Source organism: Parafrankia soli, assembly GCF_001854695.1.
Lineage (GTDB): Bacteria > Actinomycetota > Actinomycetes > Frankiales > Frankiaceae > Parafrankia > Parafrankia soli.
Genome location: NZ_MAXA01000102.1, coordinates 39,382 through 62,247, shown reverse-complemented (window position 1 = coordinate 62,247; position 22,866 = coordinate 39,382). Strand labels below are relative to the sequence as shown.

Genomic DNA, 22,866 nt, shown 5'->3' with positions numbered 1-22,866 from the left:
GCGGCCCCGGTGCGGCCACCGTGAGGTGTTGCCTGGCCGGGGCTTGGATCCCGGCGAACCGTCCCGGCGCCCCCGGGCGTGCCGCCGCCGCGGCGGCGGCACGGTCTTCCCTCGGGGCGCCGGGCGTGCGTCCTACACCGTGAACGCGAGACAGACGTCGTGCCCACCGAACCCGAACGAGTTCGACAGGCCCGCGCCGGTGCCGAGCTCCCGGTTGTCGATGCTCACGACATCCAGGGCGATCTCGTCGTCGAGCGCGTCGAGATTGCGCGTCGCGGGGACGACGCGCTCGCGCAGCGAGAGCAGCGTGACCACGGCCTCCAGCGCGCCGGCCGCCCCGAGCAGGTGGCCGGTCATCGACTTGGTCGAGGTCACCGCGATCGAGTCGAGCGCGGAGCCCAGCGCCAGCCGAAGCGCGATCGACTCGGCGACGTCTCCGGTCGGGGTCGACGTCGCGTGCGCGTTGACGTGGATGACGTCCTCGGGCTCCAGGGAGGCCGAGCGCAGCGCCGCCCGGATCGCCCGGGCCGCGCCGGCACCGGTCGGATCCGTCGCGGCCACGTGGTAGGCGTCCGAGCTGATGCCGGCGCCGGCGAGGGTCCCGAGGACCCGCGCGCCGCGTGCCTGCGCGTGTTCCGCCGCCTCCACCACGATGACCGCCGCGCCCTCGCCGAGCAGGAAGCCGTCCCGGGCCTTGTCGAACGGCCGCGAGGCGGTCTCGGGAGCGTCGTTACGCCGGGAGAGCGCCTGCATCTGCGCGAACCCGGCGATCGGCAGGGCGGCGATCGCCGCCTCCGTGCCGCCGGCGATCACGATGTCCGCCCGGCCGGCGCGGATGATGTCCAGCGCCAGCGCGATCGCCTCCGAGCCGGACGCACACGCGCTGACCGGCGCGTGCACACCGGCCTTGGCACCGAACGCCAGGCCGACCGTGCTCGCCGGGCCGTTTGGCATCAGCATCGGCACGACGTGCGGCGACACCCGTCGAGCCCCACGCTCCCGCAGCACGTCGTGCTGGTTGAGCAGGGTCAGCACCCCGCCGATCCCGGACGCCACGCAGACGGCGAGGCGCTCCGAGTCGACTTCCGGGGAGCCCGCGTGGGCCCATGCCTCCCGCGCGGCGACCAGCGCCATCTGCTGGCTGCGGTCGAGAGTTCTGGCCTCGACGCGGCCCAGCGGTGGCTCGACCGCGAGCGGGGCGGCGATGTGGACGGGGAGCTGTTCGACCCAGTCCTCGGTCAGGCGACGCGCGCCGGAGCGGCCGGAGAGCAGCCCCTCCCACGTGGACGGCACGTCGCCGCCGAGGGGAGTGGTAGCCCCGAGGCCGGTGACGACGACCTGCCTGGGGGTCGGGGTCACGCGGCGACACCCGCCCGCTGGATGTACGAGACGGCGTCGCCGACGGTCTTGAGGGTCTTGACGTCCTCGTCCGGGATCTTCACGCCGAACTTCTCCTCGGCCGCGACGACGACCTCGACCATGGAGAGCGAGTCGACGTCCAGGTCGTCGATGAAGGTCTTGTCCGCGGTGACGTCGGCCGGGTCCACACCGGCGACTTCCTCGAGGATCGCGGCGAGGCCGGCGAGAATATCGGTTTGCGACATGGCTTTCCTCCTGTGCGTTACGGGATCAGCGTTCCGGCCGAGCCGGTGGCTGGACGGGCGGCCCGCGCGGGCAGCTCCGTCCGGCGGTGGTGCGGGGCCCGGTCGCGGCACGGGTGGCCGCGGCTCGGGCCGGGGTACTCGGGGGCAGCGGAGTACCTGGGAGAAATGTGGTGCTCGGGGACGTCGGTGCTCAGGGGCATCGGACGACCTGTCCGCAGTAGGTCAGGCCGGCGCCGAAACCGAACAGCAGCACCGGATCGCCCGAGACGACCTCGCCGGCTTCCATCATCCGGTCGAGCGCCAGCGGGATGCTCGCCGCGGACGTGTTGCCGGAGTCCACCACATCGCGGGCGATCGGCACGTCGGGGACGCCGAGGCCACCCGCGAGCGCCTCGACGATGCGCAGGTTCGCCTGGTGCGGCACGATCGCGGCCAGCTCTTCGGGCGCCACACCGGCCCGGTCGCAGACCGTGCGCAGGGTGGGAACGAGCGAGATGGCCCAACGGAACACGGCCGGGCCCTCCATGCGGAACGAGTTGTCGCCCCGCCCGGGAACCTGGATCGCCTCGGGCCGCGACCCGTCGTGGCCCCAGACAGCCGGGCCGATGTGATCGGTCTCGGCGGCACCGATCACGACCGCGCCGGCGCCGTCCGCGAGCAGGATGCAGGTGGAACGGTCACTCCAGTCGGTGTAGTCGGAGAGCCGCTCGGTCGCGACGACCAGCACGTGCCGGGCGCTGCCGGCCCGCACCATGTCCGCCGCGGTGGAGACGGCGTAGCAGAAGCCGGCGCACCCGCCGTTGATGTCGAAGGTCCCCGCGGCCGACGCGCCGAGCCGGGCGGCGACCTGCGGCGCGGTGCCCGGGATCTGGGACGGCGCCGTGCAGGTCGCCCCGATCACGGCGTCGACGTCGCGGGCGGCCAGCCCGGCGGCGGCCAGCGCCTTGTCCGCCGCGCTGACCCCCATCGCGACCGTGGTCTCGTCGTCGTCGGCGATCCGCCGGGTCGAGATGCCGGTCCGGGTGCGGATCCAGAGGTCCGAGGTGTCGACCTGCCGGGTGATCTCGTCGTTGGTGACCAGCCGGCCCGGGCGGTAGGTGCCCAGCCCCAGCAACCGCGCCCCTGTCATGAGGTCGCCCCGACCAGGGACTCGGCCTGGGTCGGCACGGCCACTCCGGCGGGGGGCAGGTACTCGGCGACGAGCTCGCGGGCGGCGTCCAGATCGGCGGGCGTCTTCACCGCGACGATCTTCGCTCCCCGCAGCTCGCGCCGGGCGATGCCGGCGAGCGTGCCGGCGGGCGGCAGCTCGATCACGGCGGTCACCCCGGCCTCGCGCATGGCGGCCAGGCACAGATCCCAGCGCACCGGTGCCGCCACCTGGGTGACCAGCCGGGTGAGGAGGTCGGCGCCGTCGTGCACCGCGGCGCCGTCGGCGTTGGAGAGCTGGCCGAGGACCGGAGCCCCGGGCCGGATGCCGCCCGCGACGGCGCGCAGCGCGTCGCCGGCCGAGGCCATGTGGTGGGTGTGGAACGCGCCGGCTACGGACAGGGGCCGCAGCTTCGTCTTCGGTGGCGGGGAGTCGGCGAGTTTCGCGAGGTCCTCGAGCGTGCCCGCGGCGACGATCTGCCCGGCGCCGTTGCGGTTCGCGGCGGTGAGGCCCATTCCCTCCAGCGCCGCGGCGACCTCGTCCGGGTCGCCACCGAGCAGCGCGGTCATCCCGGTGGGGGTCCGCGCGGACGCCTCGGCCATCGCGCGGCCCCGCAGGCCGACGAACAGCAGCGCCGACTCCGGGGTGAGCGCGCCGGTGATCGCGGCGCCGGTGATCTCGCCGACGCTGTGCCCGGCCACGACGGCGCGGGCGCCGCCGGCGGGGGCCGCCGGCAGCAGGCCGAGCTGCTCGGCGGCCAGCAGTCCGTTCGCGACGATGAGCGGCTGGGCGATCGCGGTATCCCGGATCGTCTCCGCCGGTGCCTCACAGCCGATGTCGACGAGGTCCAAACCGGCCGCCGCCGACCACCAGCGCAGCCGGGACTCGACGCCGTCGAGTTCCAGCCAGGGACGGAGCTGTCCCGGCGTCTGAGCACCCTGTCCTGGTGCGAGGATCGCGAGCACGTATTCACCTAACCCCGTGTGGCCGGTCGTTGTCGCTGGCGACGAGTCACCGATGTCTCGTCGGCTCGTTGTCGGTGTCCTACAAAGCGGCAGGCTCCGACGGTACGGAAGTGCCCCTCCACGCCTCTGGACCGGAATCCGGTGACAGGGCAGTAAATTTGCTTGGTGTGACGGTTCTCGCACCGACGGGAGGGGCCGCGCGGGCAGGTCGCGGACGGGGGTCCGGTCCGATCTGACCTGTAGGTTACGTACCGTCCAGGCGACCGAGTACCAGAGCGATGTGCAGTATGAACCGCTCGCGGTGATCGGCGGGATCGAGACCGCAGACGTCCGCGGCCTTGCGCAGTCGGTAACGCACCGTGTTCGGATGAAGGTAGAGCGCCCGGGCGGTCGCCTCCAGCGACGCGCCGAAGTCGAGGTATGCGCCGGCTGTCTCCAACAGCGGGGTGCCGGCGTGGCGCAGCGGGAGGTAGACCTCCCTGATCAGGCTCTGCCGCGCGTCCGGATCACCGGCCAGCGCGAGCTCCGGCAGCAGCGCGCTCGCCGAGACCGGGCGCGGCGCCGCCGGCCAGGCGGCGACGACGTCCGCGGCGGCGAGCGCCGCGCGGGCGCACCGGGGCGCCCCGGTGAGATCGCCCGCGATCGGCCCGACTACCACGGGGCCCGGCCCGCAGGCCGGCAGCAGCGCGCGGGCCGCCTCCAGCGCGGTGTCCGCGTCGCCGGCCGCCGCCGGGGCACCGCGGCCGGGCCCGCCCGCGGTGCCCCCCGCGGTGGACGGCGACGCGGACCCGGACCCGGACCCGCCAGCGCCGCCCGGCCCGCTCCCGCCGCTCCCGTTGCCGGGCGGGCCCGGCGGGTCGCCGTCGTCCGGGCCGAACGCGCCGCCGACCACCATCACGAGCCGGTCGTGGTGGACCCCGGCGAGCACCTCGAGGCCGGCCGCCCGGGCCAGCCGGTGCACCTCGTCGACAGCGACCTCGGGCGAGGTCGGCGGCGCCGCGCCGACGACGACGGTGACCGACGGCGGGTTGCGCCAGCCGACCGCGGCGGCCCGCGACGGCAGGCTGCGGTCGACCTCGCCACGCACCACGTGGTCGACGACCAGCGCCTCCAGCCGGGCGTCCCACGCGCCGCGCTCCTCGGCGGCCCGCGCGTACACCACCGCGCCCGCGAACGCGATGTCCCGGGAGTAGCGGAGCACGTCGGCGAGCAGGCGCTGCTCGTGCTCCGGGCCGGCCAGCGTCGGCACCTCGGCCTCGATGGCCTCGACGGCGACCCGGACGAGGTCGACCAGCCGGCGGAAGGTCACCGCCCGCACCAGCTCGCGGGGCGCGACCCGGAAGACGTCGCCGGACAGCTCCCGGGCGTGCTCGGGGCGGCGGCACCACTCGACGAACGACGAGATCCCGGCCTGGACCACGAGCCGGATGTCCGCCCGGTGCCGGGCGGACATCGCCGGGTACCAGGGGAGAACCTCCGTCATCCGGGTGACCGCCCGCGCGGCGAGCCGGCCGCTGGCCAGCTCGACCCGGCGGATCACCTCGTCGGTGGACCCGCGGGGCGGGAGCGCGCGGCCGGCCGGTGCGCCGTCGGGGGAGTCGTCCCGCGCGGGCGGCGCGGTCCGGGCCGGCGGCACGACGTGGCCGGGGCCCGACGTCGACGAGACGGGGGTGGAGGAGGAGAAGGAGGCCGCGGTGGCCGGTGAGAGCGACGGGGGCAGCGGAGCGCCCTCCGCCGGCGATCCCCGACCGGCTGAGCCCGGTCCGGCTGAGCCCGGTCCGGCCGAGCCCGGTTCGGCCGGGGTCTCGGTGGTCACCCCGTCACCGGCTGCGGGCTCGTGCGCGGATGCCTCGCCGGACCGGTCTGCTGCCACGGCGTCGAGCATGTCACGCCGTCAGAGCTGGTCCCGATAGGTGGCGGCCCAGTCATGCACCCGAGCGACATAGGAGCGGGTCTCGTCGAAGTCCGGGATGCCTCCCGCGACGCGGACGGCGTCCGGCCCCGCGTTGTAGGCCGCGAGCACCAGGGAGATGCGATCCCCGGGCAGATTGGCCACGGCCTCGGCCAGGTGTGCCTCGTAGTTGGCCGCCGAGACGATCGCGTCGCGGGGCTCGAGGGGGTCGGCGCGGCCGTCGCCGCTGCCGTCGATGCCGAACTCCGCCCAGGTGGTCGGGAGGAACTGCATCATGCCGCGGGCGCCGGCGTGCGAGACGGCCGCGGGATCGAAGCTGCTCTCCACCCTGGCCTGCGCGGCGAGCTGCGCCGCGCTGAGGACCCCGTAGGTGGCGGCCGCGGCCTGGAACACGGGGATCAGGTCGGCGGGCACGTCGGCGAAGGGTCGTTCGAAGATGTGGCTGCATCCGGACAGCAGCGCGATCACGATGACCACGGCCAGGACCGCGGTGACGGGCGCGCGCCGGATCATGCCTCCTGTTGTCCGTTCCGTACGGGTGATGTGTCCGAGCGATTGTGGTCTTCGTCGCGGCCGTTCCAGCCGTCGCCCCCCCTCACCCGACAAGCCGTGACCGCAGCGAGCGCAGGTCCTCCTCGGGGACGCCCGCCCCGCGCGCCCAGGCGGCCGGACCACCCCAGATCTMGGCGACACCGCCGAGAAAACCGCGCATGACCTCCGGCCGGCAGCTCATCTTGTCGATGGTCAGCGGATCCTCGGGCCGGTTGTAGGACGGGCGGCGGGCGAGCCGGGCGTCGACCCGGGCGATGCGCTCGTTGGTCAGGGTGTAGTCCTTGATGATCGCCTCGTCGTCGACGCCGACGATCCCGAGCAGGAGCGCCGACAGTACGCCGGTGCGGTCCTTGCCGGCGGCACAGTGGAACAGTGCCGGCCCCGTCACCGGCTGGGCGAGCAGGCGGATGGATTCGGCCACGGCGTCCCCGGCCAGGCGGAGGTAGTCCAGGTAGTGCTCGACCCGGTCGACCGAGTCGAGGTCCTTCACGATCGCGGGGAACCGGGGATCGTCCGGCATGATCCATTCGCCGGGCAGGAACGAGTGGTTGTGGTAGGCCACGTCCTCGTACTCCAGCGGGCCGCGGCCCTCCCGCGCGGCCTCCACCCGGGCCCGCAGGTCGAGCACGGTCCGCAGGCCGAACACCTCGCGCAGCCGGGCCACGTCGGCGGTGGTCAGCTCCTGCAGGGTGTCGCTGCGCAGGAAGACGCCCGACCGGGTCAGACGCCCGTCGGACGTCGGCATCCCGCCGAGGTCACGGGTGTTGTCGGTGCCTGCTAGGTCTAACCACCGGTGCACCTCCCGATCATAGGTCGGCTCGGGGTGCCCCGGACTGGGGTTCGGGTGTCCTCGGTTCCACTATCGGTGGCCGGGCGGCGTCCGCACCGGCGTCGGACGGGTCGATCGGGCGGGCCGGCACCCCGGCCACGACGAGTCCGGGGCGCACGTCGCCGGTGACGACCGCCCCGGCGCCGACCACCGCCCCGGCGCCGATCCGCCGGCTCCGCACGACGCTGGCCTGCATCCCCACCCAGGCGCCGGGGCCGACCTCGACGCCGCCGCCGATCCGGGCGCCGGGGGCGAGCGTCGCGTAGTCGCCGAGGCGGCAGTCGTGCGCGATGCCGGCACCGATGTTCACCAGGACGTGCCGGCCCGTCTCGATGTTGGTGGTGAGGCTCGCGAGCGCGCAGACCACGGTGCCCGGCCCGAGCTTCACGTCGCCGCCCAGGTGGGCGCGGGGATGGACGATCGTGGCCGGGCGCCGTCCGCACGCGCTGGCGTACCGGTCGATGCGGGCCCGTGAGGCCGCCGCGCCGACGCCGATCAGGTAGTCGGCCTCGAGGCTGGCCAGCAGGTCGAGCCCGCCCAGCACGGTGCTCCCGCGCCGGGCGAGCGGGTCGGGATCGACCTCGCCGTCGTCGAGGAACCCGAGGAACCGGTAGATGTCCCGGTCGCTGGCGGCGTTGACCGCCTCGACGAGGTCGAGGAGCTCGCGGCCGTGGCCGCCGGCTCCCACGATGACGAGCTGGCGTCCGAGGTCTGGCACGGGGCCGACCGTAGAGCGATGACGGCTCCCGTTCAATCGGACACTCTGAGTAGTCGATCCTGTCGGGCGGTGCCGCCCGCCTGGAGGGTGCGCCGCCCCGGGATGTGCGGTATCGCCGTCCGCTTCCCTCGATTCGATTACTATAGGTATCTGATCGGTTGCTTATCGTCGCTTGATGTGCTCATGGGGAGTGATTCGGACGATGAGGGTCGTGGTGACCGGGGGCGCCGGGTTCATCGGTGCCCACCTGACCCGTGCGCTGCTGGCCCATGGCTGTGAGGTGGTCGTGGTCGACGACCTCAGCACCGGAGCCCGGTCGAACCTGCTCGGCCTGCCCGCGCGCCTCGTCCTCGGCAGCGTCACCGACCGTGAGCTGCTGGAGGACGCCTGCACCGGGGCGGACAGCGTCGTCCACCTGGCTGCGCGGCCCTCCGTCGAGCGCTCGCTGCTCGACCCGCTGGCCACCCACCACGTCAATACGACCGGCACACTGACCGTGCTCGACGTGGCGCAGCGGGGCGAGACCCACGTGGTGGTCGTCTCCTCCGCTCTGGTGTACGGGACGTCCGGCGGCCGCCCCCAGACCGAGGACGACCCGCCGCGTCCGACCAGCCCGTACGCGGCCAGCGCGCTGGCGGCCGAGGGGTACGCCCTGGCGCACCAGGCGAGCTTCGGGCTGCCGGTCCTGGTCGCGCGGCTGTTCAACGTCTACGGCCCGTACCAGCCGGCCCGGCGCGCCCACGCCGCCGTCGTGCCGTCGTTCATCGACGCCGCGCTGCGTGGACGTCCGTTGCCGGTGCACGGCGACGGCCGGCAGACCAGGGACTTCACCTACGTCGAGGCGGTCGCCGGGCTGCTGGCCGACGCGGCCTGCCGCCGGCTGGCCCACCCCGGGCCGGTGAACCTGGCGTTCGGGACGAGCACCGACCTGCTGGCGTTGGTCGCCCACCTCGAGGACATCCTCGGCCGCCGGCTGGACGTGGCGCACGGCGCGCCGCGCGCCGGGGACGTCCGCGACTCGTGCGCCCGCCCGGACGCCATGCACGCGCTGTTCGGCTCCGTCGAGCGCTCTGACCTGCGGGCGACCCTGGAGGAGACCGTGCACTGGTACCGGGAACGCCTCGGCGAGGCCCCGGCGCCGCGCCCAGATCCGCGGACACCCCCCACCGCTGACCGTCACCGCCGGCTCACCCGACCCGAGCCTCACCCGACCCGAGCTCGGGCGGCCCGTCCTGGCGCGGCTCGTCCTGGCGTGGACCGGCCTGGCGCGGCACTTTCGGCGTGGGCTGTTCGGTGGCCAGCCGGGCCAGCGTGGCCCGGATCAGATCCGGCGCCGCGTACGGGTCGACGTCCCGGACGGCGGCCGGGTCCAGCGGCGGCACCGGTACCTGCGAGATCAGCGGGTGTTGCGGCCGGGAGTCCCACTCGCCGGCGCCCAGCAGCTCCTCGTGCAGCTTCTCGCCCGCGCCGAGCCCGGTGTAGACGATGTCCACCGGCGCGGGCGCGCGGGCCGCGATGCGACGGGCGACGTCCGCGATGCCCACCGGTTCCCCCATGTCGAGGACCAGCGCCTCGCCGGCCGAGCCCAGCGCCCCGGCCTGCAGGACGAGCTGGACGGCCTCCTGGACGGTCATGAAGTAGCGGGTCACCTCCGGGTGGGTGACCGTCAGCGGCCCTCCCGCGGCGAGCTGGCCGGCGAAGACGGTCAGCACCGAGCCGTTGCTGCCGAGCACGTTGCCGAAGCGGACGCTGACCAGCACCCCCGGCGCCTGCCCGGCGACGTGGGCGGTGAGGCGCTCGGTGATCCGCTTGGAGTGGCCGAGCACGCTGCTCGGGTTGGCGGCCTTGTCCGTCGAGATGTTCACCAGGCGCCGCACCCCGCAGGCGACCGCGGCCTCCAGGACGGTCAGCGTCCCCCACAGGTTCGTCTTCACCGACTCACCCGGGAAGCGCTCCAGCAGCGGGAGGTGCTTGAGCGCCGCGGCGTGGAAGACGACCTCGGGCCGGCGGGCGGCGAACAGCGAGGCCATCAGCTCGGTGTCGCGGATGTCGCCGAGGACGATCGCGTCGTCCTCGAGCATCGCCCGGCCGTGCAGCGAGAGCTGGACGGCGCGCAATGCCGACTCGTCCCGGTCCAGCATGATCAGCTCGGCCGGCCCGAAGGCGTGGATCTGCCGGCACAGCTCCGATCCGATCGACCCGCCGGCGCCGGTCACCAGGACGCGGCGCCCGGTGAGGTACCGCTCGGCGGCTGTCATGTCGGTCTGGATCTGCCGCCGGCCGAGCAGGTCGGCGAGGTCGAGATCGCGGATGTCCGCGACGCCGACGGTGCCGTCCACCAGGTCGACGACGCGGGGGAGCACCTTGACGGCGAGCCCGGCCGGTTCGGCCAGCGCGCTGATCTCCCGCAGTAGGGCCGCGTCCGCGCTGGGGATCGCGACGAGCAGGGTGCGCGCGCCGGTGGATGCCGCGACGCCGGCGATCGCGTCCCGGCCGCCGCGGACCCGCACCCCGGAAAGCTGCAGGTTCCAGGTCCGCTGGTCGTCGTCGAGCAGCGCGACCGGGTAGTAGGGGCTGCTCGGCGTGCGCAGCATCGCGGTGAGCACCATCTGCCCGCCGTCGCCCGCGCCGAAGACGATCAGGGGCTCGGCCGCGTCCGGGGCCGGCCGGCGCAGCCGCTCCTCCGTCAGTCTCCACAGGTAACGGACGCCGAACATCAGTACCAGGGTCACCGCCCCGCCGAGCGGCGGCACGCTGAGCGGAACCGGCCGGGGCGCGCCGAACGCCATCACCACGACGAGCACCCCGAGGACGGTGAGGGCCACCGTGACCAGGATGCCCAGCACCTCCTCGAACCCGCCGAACCGGTACCGGCCCAGGTAGAGGTGCAGCGCCGTGCCCAGGAAGTGGAGCAGGCAGGTGGCCAGGAAGACGATGACCCAGAAGCTTGGGTCGGCCAGCGCGGCCGGGTCGAGGTCGAGCCTGCCGACCTGGGCGGCGGTGAACCCGAGCGCKAGCGCACAGACGTCCAGGACGATCTGGAGCCCGACCCGCTGACGGAGATTGAGGCGCGACACGCGCCGTGCGACCGCTGTCATCCACAGACCGTGACGCGATCCGTCTACTCTACGTCTCCACATGAGGCCATAGAGTAATTGCCACTGTGCGTAAATGGACAACTACAACTGCGGTACGTTGTGTCTGTCGAGTGTCACGGTGAGTGTTCGGGAGAGGTCCCGGGAGGGTGGTCGGCGAGTGGAACTGCGCGACTATGTGCGCGTCCTGCGTCGAAGCTGGTTGCTCGTGCTGACCTGCGTCCTGCTGGGAGGTCTGCTCGCGGCGACGGCGAACTGGCGGGCGGCCAGGATCTACGCGGCGACGGTGACCATGATCGTGTCGTCCTCGGACGACAGCGAGGGCGTTGCGACCGCCTACCAGGGCGGCCTGCTGTCCCAGCAGCGGGTCAAGTCCTACGCCAGCCTCGTCGCCAGCGAGCGGGTGGCCGCAGCGGTCATCGAGCAGCTGAAGCTGGACGACAGCCCGTCCGGTCTGCGCGGGCGCATCCAGGCGCAGGCCGTCCCGGACACCGTCCTGCTGCGCGCCGTCGTGCGCGACGCCGATCCGGGCCGCGCGCGGTCGATCGCGGACGCGGTCGGAGAGGCGTTCTCCGAGGCCGTCGCCCGGATCGAGCGGCCGGCCGCGGACGAGCCGCCGTCGGTGCGGGTCAGTGTCTGGGAGCACGCCAAGCTTCCCACCACCCCGGTCTCCCCGCAGCCCGTGCGCAACATCGCGCTCGGTGTGCTGCTGGGCCTGCTGATCAGCGTCGGCGCCGCGTTCCTCCGTCACCGCCTCGACACTAGCGTCGCCGGGGAGGTGGACGCCGACAGCGTCACAGGGCTGCCGAACCTGGCGATGATCAACTATGACTCGAGCTCCGGGCGGCGGCCGCTGATAATCCACGCGGGCCCGCACTCGCCGCGCGCCGAGTCCTTCCGCCAGCTCCGCACCAACCTGCAGTTCGTGGACGTCGACACCGCCCCCCGGTCGATCCTCGTCAGCAGCTCGGTGCCGGGGGAGGGCAAGACCACCACGGCCTGCAACCTCGCGATCGCCCTGGCACAGGGTGGCGCCCGGGTTTGCCTGGTCGAGGGTGATCTGCGGCGGCCTTCCTTCGGCGAGTACCTGGGCATCGAGTCCGCGGCCGGGCTGACCTCGGTGCTGATCGGCGCGGCCGACCTCGACGACGTGCTCCAGCCCTGGGGCGAGGGCCGGGTCGGTGACGGCCGGGTCGAGGTGCTGCCGAGCGGCCCGATCCCGCCGAACCCGAGTGAGCTGCTCGGGTCCCGCAACATGTCAGACCTGATCGAGGTGCTCCACTCCCGCTTCGACATCGTCCTGATCGACGCGCCGCCGCTGCTGCCCGTGACCGACGCCGCCGTGCTGGCGACCCGGGTGGACGGCACCCTGCTGGTCGCCCGGGTGGGACGGACGCGGCGCGAGCAGCTGCACCGGGCCGCGGAGGCTCTGCGGGCGGTCGACGCGCGGATGATCGGAACGGTTCTCAACATGGTGCCGACCAAGGGACTGAACGCCCATTACTACGGGCGGTACGAGAGCTACGCGCCGCGCGCCCGGCATGTGCGCGCACCCGGGCTGAACTGGGCTCGCACTCCAGCCGCCCCCGACCGCGGCCTGCGCCCGGCCGGCGGCCGATCCGCGGCGACCGCCAGGCCGGCCTCCGCCGCTTCCCCCGCGACGTCGTCTTCCGGCCGGCCGTCCAGGCAGCGTTCGGCGTCCCGCCCGGGGAACGCCTCGCCCACCGGGTCCGCGGCCCAGGGCGCCTCCGCGTCGGCGGCGCCGGTGAAGCCCGCCCCGGGCGCCCGCAAGGCCGCGACCTGGGCCGTGACCGATGCCGGTCGGGGGGGATCGCGGGCCGGGTCCCGGCTCGGATCCGGGTCGGGAGCATCCGCCCCGGTATCGGCATCCGCCGCGGGATCGGCGGCGGCGTCAGCGCCCGCGGGCCAAGGGGAGCCGGCAGCCGGTCCCGCACAGCCGCCGGCCGCCGCGGCGTCAACGCCCGCCGCCCCGGCGACGAAGCGATCGGCCGCTGGACGGCAGGGCGCGCGCCAGCAGCAGGGCGCCACAGCGCCCGATTCCAACTCGTCGGGGCCTTCGGGCTCCGCGCAGCGGGCGCCTGATCAGGCCACCGAGGCCGGTGCGAACCCGCCCACCGTCGAGATCGCCGCGCAGCGCGAGCCGGGGGACCACACCGCGCCGCTCGCCTATGGCGCGAGCACGCCCGACCGCGGTTCCGACGGTTCGACAGGCCGGTGACGCGGCGGTCGACGGGGGAAGCGGAACGGCCGGCCGGCCAGGGGGGACAGCCGGCCGGGGGAAAGGTGCGGCCGGGCGACGGTGGCACCAGCCCGTCGCCGCGGCGGGAGTGGCGACCGGACCGGAGGATCGTGGCGGGCGGCGCGCTGCTGCTGGTCGTCCTGCTGATGGCCGGCACCTGGATCGTCGTGCGCGGCCTGCTCGCGCGGTCGCACCTGGAGGCCGCCCGGGCACAGATCTCCCGGCTGCAGGCCGCCGTCACGAACGGGGCGGTTCCCGAGGGGGCTGAGCTGCGCCGGGCCGTCGCCGAGATCACCGCGCAGACCGAGTCGGCCCGCGCGCTCACCGCCGACCCGCTGTGGTCGCTGGCCGGGCGTGTGCCGCTGGCGGGCTGCCCGCTGCGCTCCAGCGCGGCCCTCGCCGCCGCGCTCCACGATGTGGCCGCCGGCGCGCTGCCGCCGGTCGCCGAGCTGGGGGACCGGCTGGCCCCGTCCAGCCTGCGGTCGGGGATGGCGGTGAACGTCGGGGCGCTGGCCGCGGCGCGCGCGCCCGCCGCGCGGGCCCGGGCGGCCGTCGAATCGTTCGAGGCGGCGGCCCGGCGGGTTTCCGGCTGCGGGTGGCTCGGCGGCGCGGTCGGCCTCGACGAGGCCCGGGAGGAGGCGGTCGCCACCGGCTCCCGGCTGCACGGCGCGCTCGACACGTTGGTCCTCGCCACCCGGCTGGGCCCGGGGATGCTCGGAGCGGACGGTCCCCGCCGCTACCTGCTCGTGGTGCAGAACCCGGCCGAGTCGCGGACGAACGGCGGCATCATCGGCGGGTTCGGCGTGCTGACGGCCACCGGCGGCAGACTGGAGCTCGACGACATCTCCGGCAACGGTGCGCTGCCCGGCGGGCCGACCCAGGCTCGGCCGGTAACCGCGCTGTCGCCCGAGTTCGCAGCGCGCTACGGGGCCTTCTGGCCGGCCAGGGTGTGGGCGAACGTCAACCTCACCCCGGACTACCCGAGCGCGGGGCGGCTCTACTCCCAGCTGTACCGCGCCGGCACCGGGACGGCGGTCGACGGGACGATCAGCCTTGACCCCACCACGCTGTCCTACCTGCTGGCGGCCACCCGCCCGGCCGTCCTGCCCGACGGGCGGGTGATCACGGCTGGAGAACTCGTCGAGCTGGTCGAGTCCCGGGTCTACCAGGAGATCGACGACGTCGCGGCGCGGGACGCCTTCTTCGCCGCGGTCGGCGAGGCGGTCTACGAGGCGGTCGTGTCGGACGCGGGTGCCGCGGGCGGTACGGAGAACCTTCTCCGGGTCATGGCCCGCGCCGCGAGAGAAGGTCGGCTGCTGGTGTCAAGTAACCACGCCGATGAACAGGAGGTGCTTTCCTCGACCGTGCTCGGTGGTGCGTTGCCGGAGGCGCCCGGCCCGTTCCTCGGAGTCGTCACGCAGAACGCTACAGCGAGCAAGCTCGACTACTGGCTGCGACGTAGCACCACCTACCGAATGGAGCGCCAGCCCGACGGGACCGGATATGTGACGATCACCGTGCGGCTGACGAACGCCGCGCCGGTGGGTCTGAGTGACTACGTCCGCAACCGCGCGGACCTCGACGGCCCCGGGCAGYGGAACGAAGAAGCTCAGAACAACCTGTGGTTCTCCCTCTACACCGGGCGCGGGAGCTGGTTCGTCGACGCGCGCCTTGACGGCAGGCCCGTCTCGCTGACGTCGGGCGAGGAGCGCGGCCACCCGGTCCTGTCGACGTATCTGACGGTCGACCGGGGCCAGACGCGGACGCTGCAGGTGCGCGTCCTCGAACCGGTGGCCGGCCCGACACTCGCCGTTCGTGGCCAGCCTCTGCCGTTTCCCGAGCGGCTGGTGGTAGAGGGGCTGCCCGTCACCTCACCCTGGTCACAGAGAGTTGGAAAGTGAGTGCGGAGCGTTCTAGACGCTGAGGGTGACTCTCTGTAGTCTCCCCGTAGTCAATCATCCAACGGCTTGAACGGATCATGCTCAGGGAGAGTGTCTGAATGAAGTTCCGAACTCTCGGCGTCGCGCTGCTGGCGGGCGGCGGGCTGGCGCTCGCCGCGCTGCCGGCTTCACCAGCGGCGGCGATCGACGACGAAGGGCCTAGCGGCTGCTTCGGACCGACCGGGGAAGGTGGCGTCAGCAGCTCGGTCGTCATGGTGGGCGAGCCAATCTACTTCAGTGGATGCGGCTTCGCGCCGTCGACATCGGTGAGAGTCGAGGTCAACGGAATCTACCGGGACAATGCCTCCGTCGACGGCGACGGCTTGTTCGGCATGAACCTCACCTTCTCCACCGCGGGTGTCCAGACGATCACCGCAGTCGGTACCGCCATTACTGGCCCCGGCGGGCCATACCCGCCTGTTGGGCCGGTACTGCCGGCGCCGGTGGACCCGCCGCCCGGTGATCCGGGGCCGCCGGACGTGCCCGCTGGGCCGGTATCGCCGGCGCCGGTGGACCCGCCGCCCGGTGATCCGGAGCCGCCGGACGTGCCTGGTGAGCCGGGACTGCTGGACGACTTCGGCGGGCCGGTCCTCCCGGATGCACCGCCGGCCGCGACCGAGCCGGTGGCGCCGGGTGTCGCCGCGACCGACCCGGCTGTGCCGGGTGTACCCGGCGTGCCGGCAGCCGTGACCGAGCCGGTGGTCCCGGATGCCGCGGCGGCCGTGACCGAGCCGCCTGTGCCGACCGGTCTCAGCGTGCTGGACAAGGACAAGGGCTACGAGGACTGGCCGGTGGGCGTGGAGGGCGAGCGCATCGTCACCGCCTCGGTGCTGGTCATCGGAATCGGTGAGCGCGGCATCACCGGTCTGCCCTTCGACCCGGCCCTGGTCGGGAGCTGGGTCGGCGACTGGGTCCGCTGGGGCGTCGGCGGCTTCGACAAGGACCGTGACCGCTCCTGCTTCGGCGACGGCTTCGACAAGGACCGCGGCAAGGTCGACGGTGTCAGGGACGACAGGTTCGGTGAGCACCGCGACGGTCTGGCCGCCCCGGTGGCCGCGCCACTGGCCGACGTCCGGGACGACAAGGATGGCTGGGACGACAAGGACGTCCGGGACGACAAGGCCGTCCGGGACGACAAGGCCGTCCGGGACGACAAGGACGACCGGGACGACAAGGACGGCAGGGACCGCAACGGTGACTGCATCATCGCCGGTGGCGTGGTCGGTGTCGGCGGTGTCGGCGGTGTCGGCGGCGCCGGCGGCGCCGGCGCGGCCGGTGGGGCGCTGCCCTTCACCGGTGTCGCGACCGGTGCCATGGCCTCCATTGCCGTCGCGCTGCTCGGCGGCGGTGTGCTGCTGCGGGTAGCCGCTCGCCGTCGCCGCCTCACCGGCCGGATGCAGGGCTGACCCGTCCAGGCTGAGGAAGTGCGGTCCGGCACCGTGGGGAAGAGGTGATCCGGCACCACCTGTGAACGGCTCGGGCCGCTCGCGCGAATCTCGCGCGGGCGGCCCGTCGCCGTTCCGCCGCGAACCGAGCCCGCCGCTGGCCGCTACCGGTGCCGCAGGCCCGAAGCGGCGGAGCGGGGCCAGCGGGCCGGGCGGCGCAGCGGGTCGAACGGGGCCAGCTCGGGCGGCGTCCGCCCGTCGACCAGCGCCTCGGCCACCAGCCGCCCGGTGATCGGGCCAAGGGTGATGCCCCACATCCCGTGGCCGCCGGCCACATGCACCCGCGGTGAGGAGGTCGGCCCGACGAGCGGCAGCCCGTCCGGTGTGCACGGGCGCGGGCCCACCCACTCCAGTGTCCGCGAGCGCAGGTCGACCCCGCGCAGCAGCTCGCCCGCGGCCGCGGCGATCGCGTCGACGCGGCGCGGGTCCGGCGCGGCGTCGGGACGGCGGAACTCCATCATCCCGGCGATCCGCAGGCCGTCCCCGATCGGGGTGCAGGCCACCCGGGAGGCCGGGAAGTAGATCGGCCCGGTGGGCGGCTTCTCCACCGCGGCGGTGAACGAGTAGCCGCGGCCGGCCTGCACCGTCGACCGCACCCCGTAACGGGCCGCCAGCCGGGGCAGCCAGGCGCCGGTCGCCAGCACCACCGCATCGAAGTGCACAGGTGGCTCGGTGTGGTCGGCCAGCGCGAGCACCACCCGGGAGCCCAGGTCGATGACCTTGTCGACGCCGACTCCCTCCCGGATGATCCCGCCGCGCTCGCGCACCGCGTCCGCCAGCGCGGCGACGAACCGGCCCGGGTCGCAGTAGCGCTGCCCGTGCACCTGGACGACGTGGGTGATCTGGTCGGAGAGCAGGGGAGCGAGGTCCCGCGCGGTCAGTGGATCAAGCGCGACCGCGTCCACCGGCTGGCCGCAGGCCCGGACGTCGTCGAGCTCGGCGAGCAGCGCGTCGGCGCCGCGCTGGTCGCGGTAGCAGGCCAGGAACGGGGCGGCGGCCCGGGTCGGCGCGGCCACCCCGCCGTCCGCGAGGTCGTCGAAGGCGTCCAGGCTGCGCCGGGTCAGCGGGGACAGCGCCCGCATCGCCGCCCGCCACCGGTCGTGCGTACTGTGCGCGACGAAGCCGGCGAGGAAGCGGCCGAGCGCCGGGTCGGCCGCCGGCGGCAGGTAGACGGGGCTGTCCGGCCGGAGCAGCATCCGCAGGCCATAGCGCAGCACGGCCGGTTCCGGCAGGGGCGTGGCCAGCCCCGGGGTGAGCCAGCCCGCGCTGCCCCAGGACGCGCCGGCCCCGCCCCAGACCGGACCGGGCGTCACCCGGTCGCGTTCGAGGACGGTGACGCCGACCCCGCGTTCCTGGAGGAACCAGGCCACACAGAGCCCGACCATGCCGCCGCCGACGACGGCCACGTGGTCGGGGCGCGGCCCTGCGGAGCGCGCCCTGGGGGCGGAGGAGATGACATGCGCGGGACGAGGGTCCACGACCGAAGATGTTCCCGCCCGTGGGCCGTTCAGCCCTCCGGCCGCCGAAACAGCCACCAACCGGGCACCTGCGGGCCACCCCGCCAGGTGGGCGGGGCGGCCGGCGTCGAGTGGCGCAGGCGGGCGGGCGCCGGGCGGGTGGGCGGCGCGGTGTGGGTGGGACGGCGGCTACCGCCGGGTGACGGCCCGCAGGTACTCGCGGTTCAGGTTCCCGATGCTCGTCAGCGGGATGCCCTTCGGGCAGGCCACGGTGCACTCACCGGTGTTGGTGCAGCCGCCGAAGCCCTCGGCGTCCATGGCCTCGACCATGTTGCGGACCCGGGTCTCGCGCTCCGGGGCGCCCTGGGGCAGCAGGTTGAGGTGGGTGACCTTGGCCGAGGTGAACAGCATCGACGACCCGTTCGGGCACGCCGCCACGCAGGCACCGCAGCCGATACAGGTCGCGTTGTCGAACGCGGCGTCGGCGACGGGCTTGGGCACCGGCGTCGAGTGCGCCTCGGGCGCGCTGCCGGTGACCACCGAGATGTAGCCGCCGGCGCCGATGATGCGGTCGAAGCTGGAGCGGTCGACGACCAGGTCCCGCACGACCGGGAAGGCACCGGCCCGCCACGGCTCGACGTCGATGACATCGCCGTCGTTGAACGAGCGCATGTGGAGCTGGCAGGTCGTGGTGCGGTCACGCGGGCCGTGCGCCTGGCCGTTGATGACCACTCCGCACGCGCCGCAGATGCCCTCGCGGCAGTCGTGGTCGAAGGCCACCGGATCCTCGCCCTCGAGGATGAGCCGCTCGTTGAGCACGTCGAGCATCTCGAGGAAGGACATGTCCGGGCTGACGTCGGGCAGGTCGTAGGTGACCATGGCACCGCGGTCCTCCGGGCCGCGCTGCCGCCAGATCCGAAGGGTGAGGTTCACGGTCGGGGCTCCTTCGAGTGCTGTGGGCTCGTCGCGCGGCGCGCGGACGTCCATGATCGCGCCGCCTGTGGCGCGGGGAAGACTGATGGCGGGGAGCGGGAAGCGGGGAGGGGCGCGTCCGGAGCGGCCGGCGGCCGCTGGCCGCTCCGGACGGGACGTGCCCGCGGCCGCCCGGGCTCACCCGGTGGGACGTGTGCCGGCCGCCGCTGGCAGCCCCGTCGCCGGCCGCCACCGTACCGCCCCACATCGGGGCGACGGGCGGCGGCCGACCAGGAGGATCACGAGTAGTTGCGCTGGGCCAGGTGGACGTAGTCGAACTGCAGCGGCTCCCGGTGCAGCACCGGGGCCCCGCCGGTGTACTCCCACGCCGCCGCGTAGGCGAAGCGCTCGTCGTCGCGCAGCGCCTCGCCGTCCGGGGTCTGGCTCTCCTCGCGGAAGTGGCCGCCGCAGGACTCGGCGCGGTGCAGGGCGTCGATGCACAGCAGCTCGCCGAACTCGAGGAAGTCCGCGATCCGGTTCGCCTTCTCCAGCGACTGGTTCAGCTCGCCGGAGTCGCCCGGCACCTTCACCCGCCGCCAGAACTCCTCGCGCAGCTCCGGGATGCGGGCGAGCGCCTTGCGCAGGCCCGCCTCGGTGCGGCCCATGCCGCACTCGTCCCAGATGAGCTCGCCGAGCTCGCGGTGGAACGAGTCGGGCGTGCGGTCGCCGTTGATCTCCAGCAGCCGGCCGAGCCGGCCGGTGACCTCGCCGACCACGGACGTCACCGTCGGGTCGTCCAGGCTGACCGAGCCCAGCTTGGTGCTGGCGATGTAGTTGCCGATCATGGGTGGCAGGACGAAGTAGCCGTCGGCCAGGCCCTGCATGAGGGCGCTGGCACCGAGGCGGTTCGCGCCGTGGTCGGAGAAGTTGGCCTCACCGATCACGAACATCCCGGGGATGGAGCTCTGCAGGTCGTAGTCGACCCACAGCCCGCCCATCGTGTAGTGGACGGCCGGGTAGATCCGCATCGGGACCTTGTACGGGTCCTCGCCGGTGATCCGCTCGTACATCTCGAACAGGTTGCCGTACTTCTCGCGGACCTTGTCCTCGCCCATGCGCTTGATGGCGTCGGCGAAGTCGAGGTACACACCGAGCCCACCCGGGCCGACGCCGCGGCCGTCGTCGCACTGGTACTTCGCCGCGCGCGACGCGATGTCACGCGGGACCAGGTTGCCGAAGGCCGGGTAGATCCGCTCCAGGTAGTAGTCGCGCTCGGCCTCGGGGATCTGGTCCGGCGAGCGGGTGTCGCCCTTCTGCTTGGGCACCCAGATACGGCCGTCGTTGCGCAGCGACTCGCTCATCAGCGTGAGCTTGCCCTGGTACTCCCCGGAGCGGGGGATACAGGTCGGGTGGATCTGCGTGTAGCAGGGGTTGGCGAACAGTGCCCCGCGCCGGTGGGCCCGCCACGTCGCCGTGGTGTTGGAGCCCTTGGCGTTCGTGGAGAGGAAGAAGACGTTGCCGTAGCCGCCGGTGGCGAGCACGACCGCGTCCGCCAGGTATGGAGTGATCTTGCCGGTGACCAGGTCGCGGGCGACGATGCCGCGGGCCCTGCCGTCGATGACGATCAGGTCGAGCATCTCGGTGCGGGGGTGGATCTCCACACCGCCGGCGTCGATCTGGCGGGACAGCGCCTGGTAGGCGCCGATCAGCAGCTGCTGGCCCGTCTGGCCCCGCGCGTAGAAGGTGCGCTGGACCTGCACGCCGCCGAAGGAGCGGGTGTCGAGCAGGCCGGAGTACTCGCGGGCGAACGGCACGCCCTGCGCGACGCACTGGTCGATGATCTGCGTCGAGATCTGGGCGAGCCGGTAGACGTTGGACTCGCGGGCGCGGAAGTCGCCGCCCTTGACCGTGTCGTAGAACAGCCGGTAGACGGAGTCGCCGTCGTTGCGGTAGTTCTTCGCCGCGTTGATGCCGCCCTGCGCGGCGATCGAGTGCGCGCGCCGGGGCGAGTCCTGGAAGCAGAACTGGATGACCTTGTAACCCTGCTCGGCCAGGGTCGCGCCGGCCGCGCCACCGGCGAGGCCGGTACCGACCACGATCACGGTGTGGCGGCGGCGGTTGGCGGGGTTGACCAGCTTGGCGGCGAACTTGCGCCGGTCCCAGCGGGTTTCGATCGGGCCGTCCGGGGCGGCGGTGTCGACGATGTCGTCGCCCACCGTCCAGTAGGAGCCTCCGCCAGAGCCGAGGGAGGTCGTCTCGGGCATCTCAGTCCACCAATCCGGCCAGCACGGCGATGGGAACGACCATGAAACCCGCCGAGAGGAGGACCGCCAGCACGGTCGCGACGGCCTTCAGGTTCTTTTCCCGGGCCGCACTGTGCACGCCGAGGGTACGAGCAGCGCTCCAGAATCCGTGATGGATGTGGAGACCGAGCGCTAGCATGGCGATGATGTAGAAAAGTGTGACCCACCACACGGAGAAGCTGGACACCACGTTGTCGTAGGCGGCGCCCTCAACCCCGTTGCGGTTGAGCGTCAGGGCCGTGAAATCGAGGAGGTGGTAAATGATGAACAGGCCGATGATGATGCCGCCGTAGCGCATCGTGTTCACGGCGTAGCTCGCCTCGAGCCGCTGCCGGTGCGAGTACTTCTGCGGTCGGGCCCTGAGGTCGCGCCGGCTGAGCTGGTACGCCGACGCGGCATGCAGAACCACCGCCGCGAGCAGCAGGGCTCGCATGATCCAGAGGAGCCAGGCTCCGTGGAGCGCCGGCACTCCGATCGAGCGCAGCCAGTGCGCGTACTCGTCGAAGCTCTCGCGGCCGAAGAAGATCTTCAGGTTCCCGAGCATGTGGGCGAGGAGATAGAGGAGCATCACCGCCCCGGTGACGGCCATCACAGCCTTCTTGCCGATGGTGGACCGCCAGAAGATGCCTACGGGGGACGTAGGCCGCGCGTCGTTCGTTACAGCCACGTTGGGAAACCCTAAGGACAAGTCTCCGAGTGGTCCAAGACATGATGGGCCTGATCTCGATAGCCAGTAACTATCGTCGGCTACCCTAAGGTGTGCAGCTCCATCAGCTTGCGTATTTCGTGGCCGTGGCCGAGACCAGGCACTTCACCCGTGCGGCCGAGCGTGAGCACGTAGCGCAGCCGTCCCTCTCGCAACAGATCCGTGCCCTGGAACAGGAGCTGGGTAGTCCCCTGTTCAACCGAATGCGGGGGAACATCACACTCACTCCGGCAGGGGAGACACTGCTCCCGCTGGCACGAAGGATCCTCGCCGACACCGAGACGRCCCGCCGTCAGGTGCAGGAGCTGCTCGATCTGCGGCACGGCACCGTGCGGCTGGGCGCGACGCCGAGCCTGTGCACCGGGTTCCTGCCCGAGGTGCTGCACGCCTTCCACCTCGACTACCCGGGCATCCGGCTGCTCGTCGAGGAGGGCGGCTCGCGCGATCTCATCCGCGACCTGGCGCAGGGCCACCTCGACCTGGCGCTCATCATCCTTCCGCTGCACAGCTCGGACCCGGCGCTGTCGACCACGCCACTGCTGCGCGAGGACCTGGTCGTCGTCACGTCCGAGAACTCCCCGCCGCCGGCGCGGGACGGCCACCTCCAGGTGTCCGACCTGCGCCACCGCCCGCTGGTGATGTTCCGCCGGGGCTACGACCTCCGGGAGTTCACCGTGAGCGCCTGCCGGATCGCCGGCTTCGAGCCGACCTTCGCGATCGAGGGCGGGGAGATGGACGCGGTGGTCGGCTTCGTCGAGGCCGGGCTGGGTGCCGCGGTGATCCCGAGCATGGTCGCCCGGCGTCAGCGGCTGCGTACCACCGCCTTCGCCCCGCCCGGTCTGCACCGGACGATCGGGCTGGCCCACCGCCGTGACGTCGAGCCGCCGCGGGCGGCCCAGGAGCTGCGGCGCAGCCTGCGGGCCTACCTGAAGAGCACGGCTGAGGCCGGAACGCTCCCGCCGGGCACGGATCTCCTGCCCGGGTGACGCATGCCTCCCGGCGTGGATGACGTGCGTTCGCT

18 protein-coding genes and 1 pseudogene are annotated in these 22,866 nt (G+C 73.3%); 5 read left to right on the top strand and 14 right to left on the bottom strand.

Translation table 11 applies throughout. The annotated features are described in order from the left end of the window. Positions 1-132 precede the first annotated feature (132 nt). The 9 genes from BBK14_RS10110 to BBK14_RS10075 all read right to left on the bottom strand — a co-directional run bounded on the left by BBK14_RS10110 (position 133) and on the right by BBK14_RS10075 (position 7,727). Positions 133-1,359: a beta-ketoacyl-ACP synthase II gene (locus tag BBK14_RS10110; RefSeq protein WP_071061315.1), complete on the bottom strand. Its 1,227-nt coding sequence runs from the start codon at positions 1,357-1,359 to the stop codon at positions 133-135. Next, positions 1,356-1,604 (bottom strand): acyl carrier protein, encoded by a 249-nt coding sequence (locus BBK14_RS10105; RefSeq protein WP_020458891.1) that lies wholly within the window; start codon positions 1,602-1,604, stop codon positions 1,356-1,358. The genes BBK14_RS10110 and BBK14_RS10105 overlap by 4 nt, the downstream gene beginning before the upstream one ends. A 17-nt stretch (positions 1,605-1,621) precedes the next feature. Beyond that, positions 1,622-1,804, bottom strand: coding sequence for a hypothetical protein (locus tag BBK14_RS37750; protein ID WP_112106388.1), 183 nt, complete (start codon positions 1,802-1,804; stop codon positions 1,622-1,624). After that, on the bottom strand, positions 1,795-2,733 hold the full coding sequence (locus tag BBK14_RS10100; protein WP_071061313.1) for a beta-ketoacyl-ACP synthase III: 939 nt from the start codon (positions 2,731-2,733) through the stop codon (positions 1,795-1,797). Before BBK14_RS10100 ends, BBK14_RS37750 begins: the two co-directional genes overlap by 10 nt. Next, positions 2,730-3,716: an ACP S-malonyltransferase gene (locus BBK14_RS10095; RefSeq protein ID WP_071061311.1), complete on the bottom strand. Its 987-nt coding sequence runs from the start codon at positions 3,714-3,716 to the stop codon at positions 2,730-2,732. The genes BBK14_RS10100 and BBK14_RS10095 overlap by 4 nt, the downstream gene beginning before the upstream one ends. A 244-nt stretch (positions 3,717-3,960) precedes the next feature. After that, positions 3,961-5,601 (bottom strand): PucR family transcriptional regulator, encoded by a 1,641-nt coding sequence (locus BBK14_RS10090; RefSeq protein ID WP_241831368.1) that lies wholly within the window; start codon positions 5,599-5,601, stop codon positions 3,961-3,963. Between the two features lie 9 nt (positions 5,602-5,610). Then, the gene (locus tag BBK14_RS10085; RefSeq protein WP_071061309.1) at positions 5,611-6,141 is read right to left on the bottom strand and encodes a transglycosylase SLT domain-containing protein; all 531 of its coding nucleotides are present in this window, start codon (positions 6,139-6,141) and stop codon (positions 5,611-5,613) included. Positions 6,142-6,223: 82 nt separating this feature from the next. Next, positions 6,224-6,979, bottom strand: coding sequence for a tyrosine-protein phosphatase (locus BBK14_RS10080; protein ID WP_071061308.1), 756 nt, complete (start codon positions 6,977-6,979; stop codon positions 6,224-6,226). Between the two features lie 7 nt (positions 6,980-6,986). Then, positions 6,987-7,727, bottom strand: a complete 741-nt coding sequence (locus BBK14_RS10075; RefSeq protein ID WP_071061306.1) for a NeuD/PglB/VioB family sugar acetyltransferase — start codon at positions 7,725-7,727, stop codon at positions 6,987-6,989. Between the two features lie 175 nt (positions 7,728-7,902). On the opposite strand from BBK14_RS10075, the pseudogene BBK14_RS41645 reads away from it, so the two are divergent. Continuing rightward, a pseudogene (locus tag BBK14_RS41645) lies at positions 7,903-8,553 on the top strand (NAD-dependent epimerase/dehydratase family protein); the annotation flags it as partial. 361 nt (positions 8,554-8,914) lie between these two features. Here the strand turns inward: BBK14_RS41645 and BBK14_RS10065 are convergent. After that, a complete protein-coding gene (locus BBK14_RS10065; protein ID WP_241831363.1) occupies positions 8,915-10,825 on the bottom strand; it encodes a nucleoside-diphosphate sugar epimerase/dehydratase in 1,911 nt (636 codons plus the stop codon). Between the two features lie 157 nt (positions 10,826-10,982). Here BBK14_RS10065 and BBK14_RS10060 point away from each other — a divergent pair, with 157 nt between their 5' ends. From BBK14_RS10060 to BBK14_RS38145, 3 genes are all read left to right on the top strand, one after another. Further along, on the top strand, positions 10,983-13,061 hold the full coding sequence (locus BBK14_RS10060; protein ID WP_241831361.1) for a tyrosine-protein kinase domain-containing protein: 2,079 nt from the start codon (positions 10,983-10,985) through the stop codon (positions 13,059-13,061). A gap of 131 nt (positions 13,062-13,192) precedes the next feature. Beyond that, positions 13,193-14,983, top strand: coding sequence for a DUF4012 domain-containing protein (locus tag BBK14_RS10055; protein WP_071061300.1), 1,791 nt, complete (start codon positions 13,193-13,195; stop codon positions 14,981-14,983). Between the two features lie 98 nt (positions 14,984-15,081). Next, on the top strand, positions 15,082-16,428 hold the full coding sequence (locus BBK14_RS38145) for a hypothetical protein (protein WP_071061298.1): 1,347 nt from the start codon (positions 15,082-15,084) through the stop codon (positions 16,426-16,428). Positions 16,429-16,571: 143 nt separating this feature from the next. On the opposite strand, the gene BBK14_RS10045 is transcribed toward BBK14_RS38145, so the two are convergent. The 4 genes from BBK14_RS10045 to BBK14_RS10030 all read right to left on the bottom strand — a co-directional run bounded on the left by BBK14_RS10045 (position 16,572) and on the right by BBK14_RS10030 (position 21,764). Further along, a complete protein-coding gene (locus BBK14_RS10045) occupies positions 16,572-17,873 on the bottom strand; it encodes an NAD(P)/FAD-dependent oxidoreductase (protein ID WP_071061297.1) in 1,302 nt (433 codons plus the stop codon). Positions 17,874-18,113: 240 nt separating this feature from the next. Beyond that, the gene (locus tag BBK14_RS10040; RefSeq protein ID WP_020458904.1) at positions 18,114-18,857 is read right to left on the bottom strand and encodes a succinate dehydrogenase/fumarate reductase iron-sulfur subunit; all 744 of its coding nucleotides are present in this window, start codon (positions 18,855-18,857) and stop codon (positions 18,114-18,116) included. 278 nt (positions 18,858-19,135) lie between these two features. Further along, positions 19,136-21,100: a fumarate reductase/succinate dehydrogenase flavoprotein subunit gene (locus BBK14_RS10035; RefSeq protein WP_071061295.1), complete on the bottom strand. Its 1,965-nt coding sequence runs from the start codon at positions 21,098-21,100 to the stop codon at positions 19,136-19,138. 1 nt (position 21,101) lies between these two features. Continuing rightward, on the bottom strand, positions 21,102-21,764 hold the full coding sequence (locus BBK14_RS10030) for a succinate dehydrogenase cytochrome b subunit (protein WP_338045448.1): 663 nt from the start codon (positions 21,762-21,764) through the stop codon (positions 21,102-21,104). A 134-nt stretch (positions 21,765-21,898) separates the two neighbouring features. Here BBK14_RS10030 and BBK14_RS10025 point away from each other — a divergent pair, with 134 nt between their 5' ends. Beyond that, complete coding sequence (locus tag BBK14_RS10025) at positions 21,899-22,831, top strand: LysR family transcriptional regulator (protein WP_071061292.1); 933 nt, start codon at positions 21,899-21,901, stop codon at positions 22,829-22,831. Positions 22,832-22,866 lie beyond the last annotated feature (35 nt).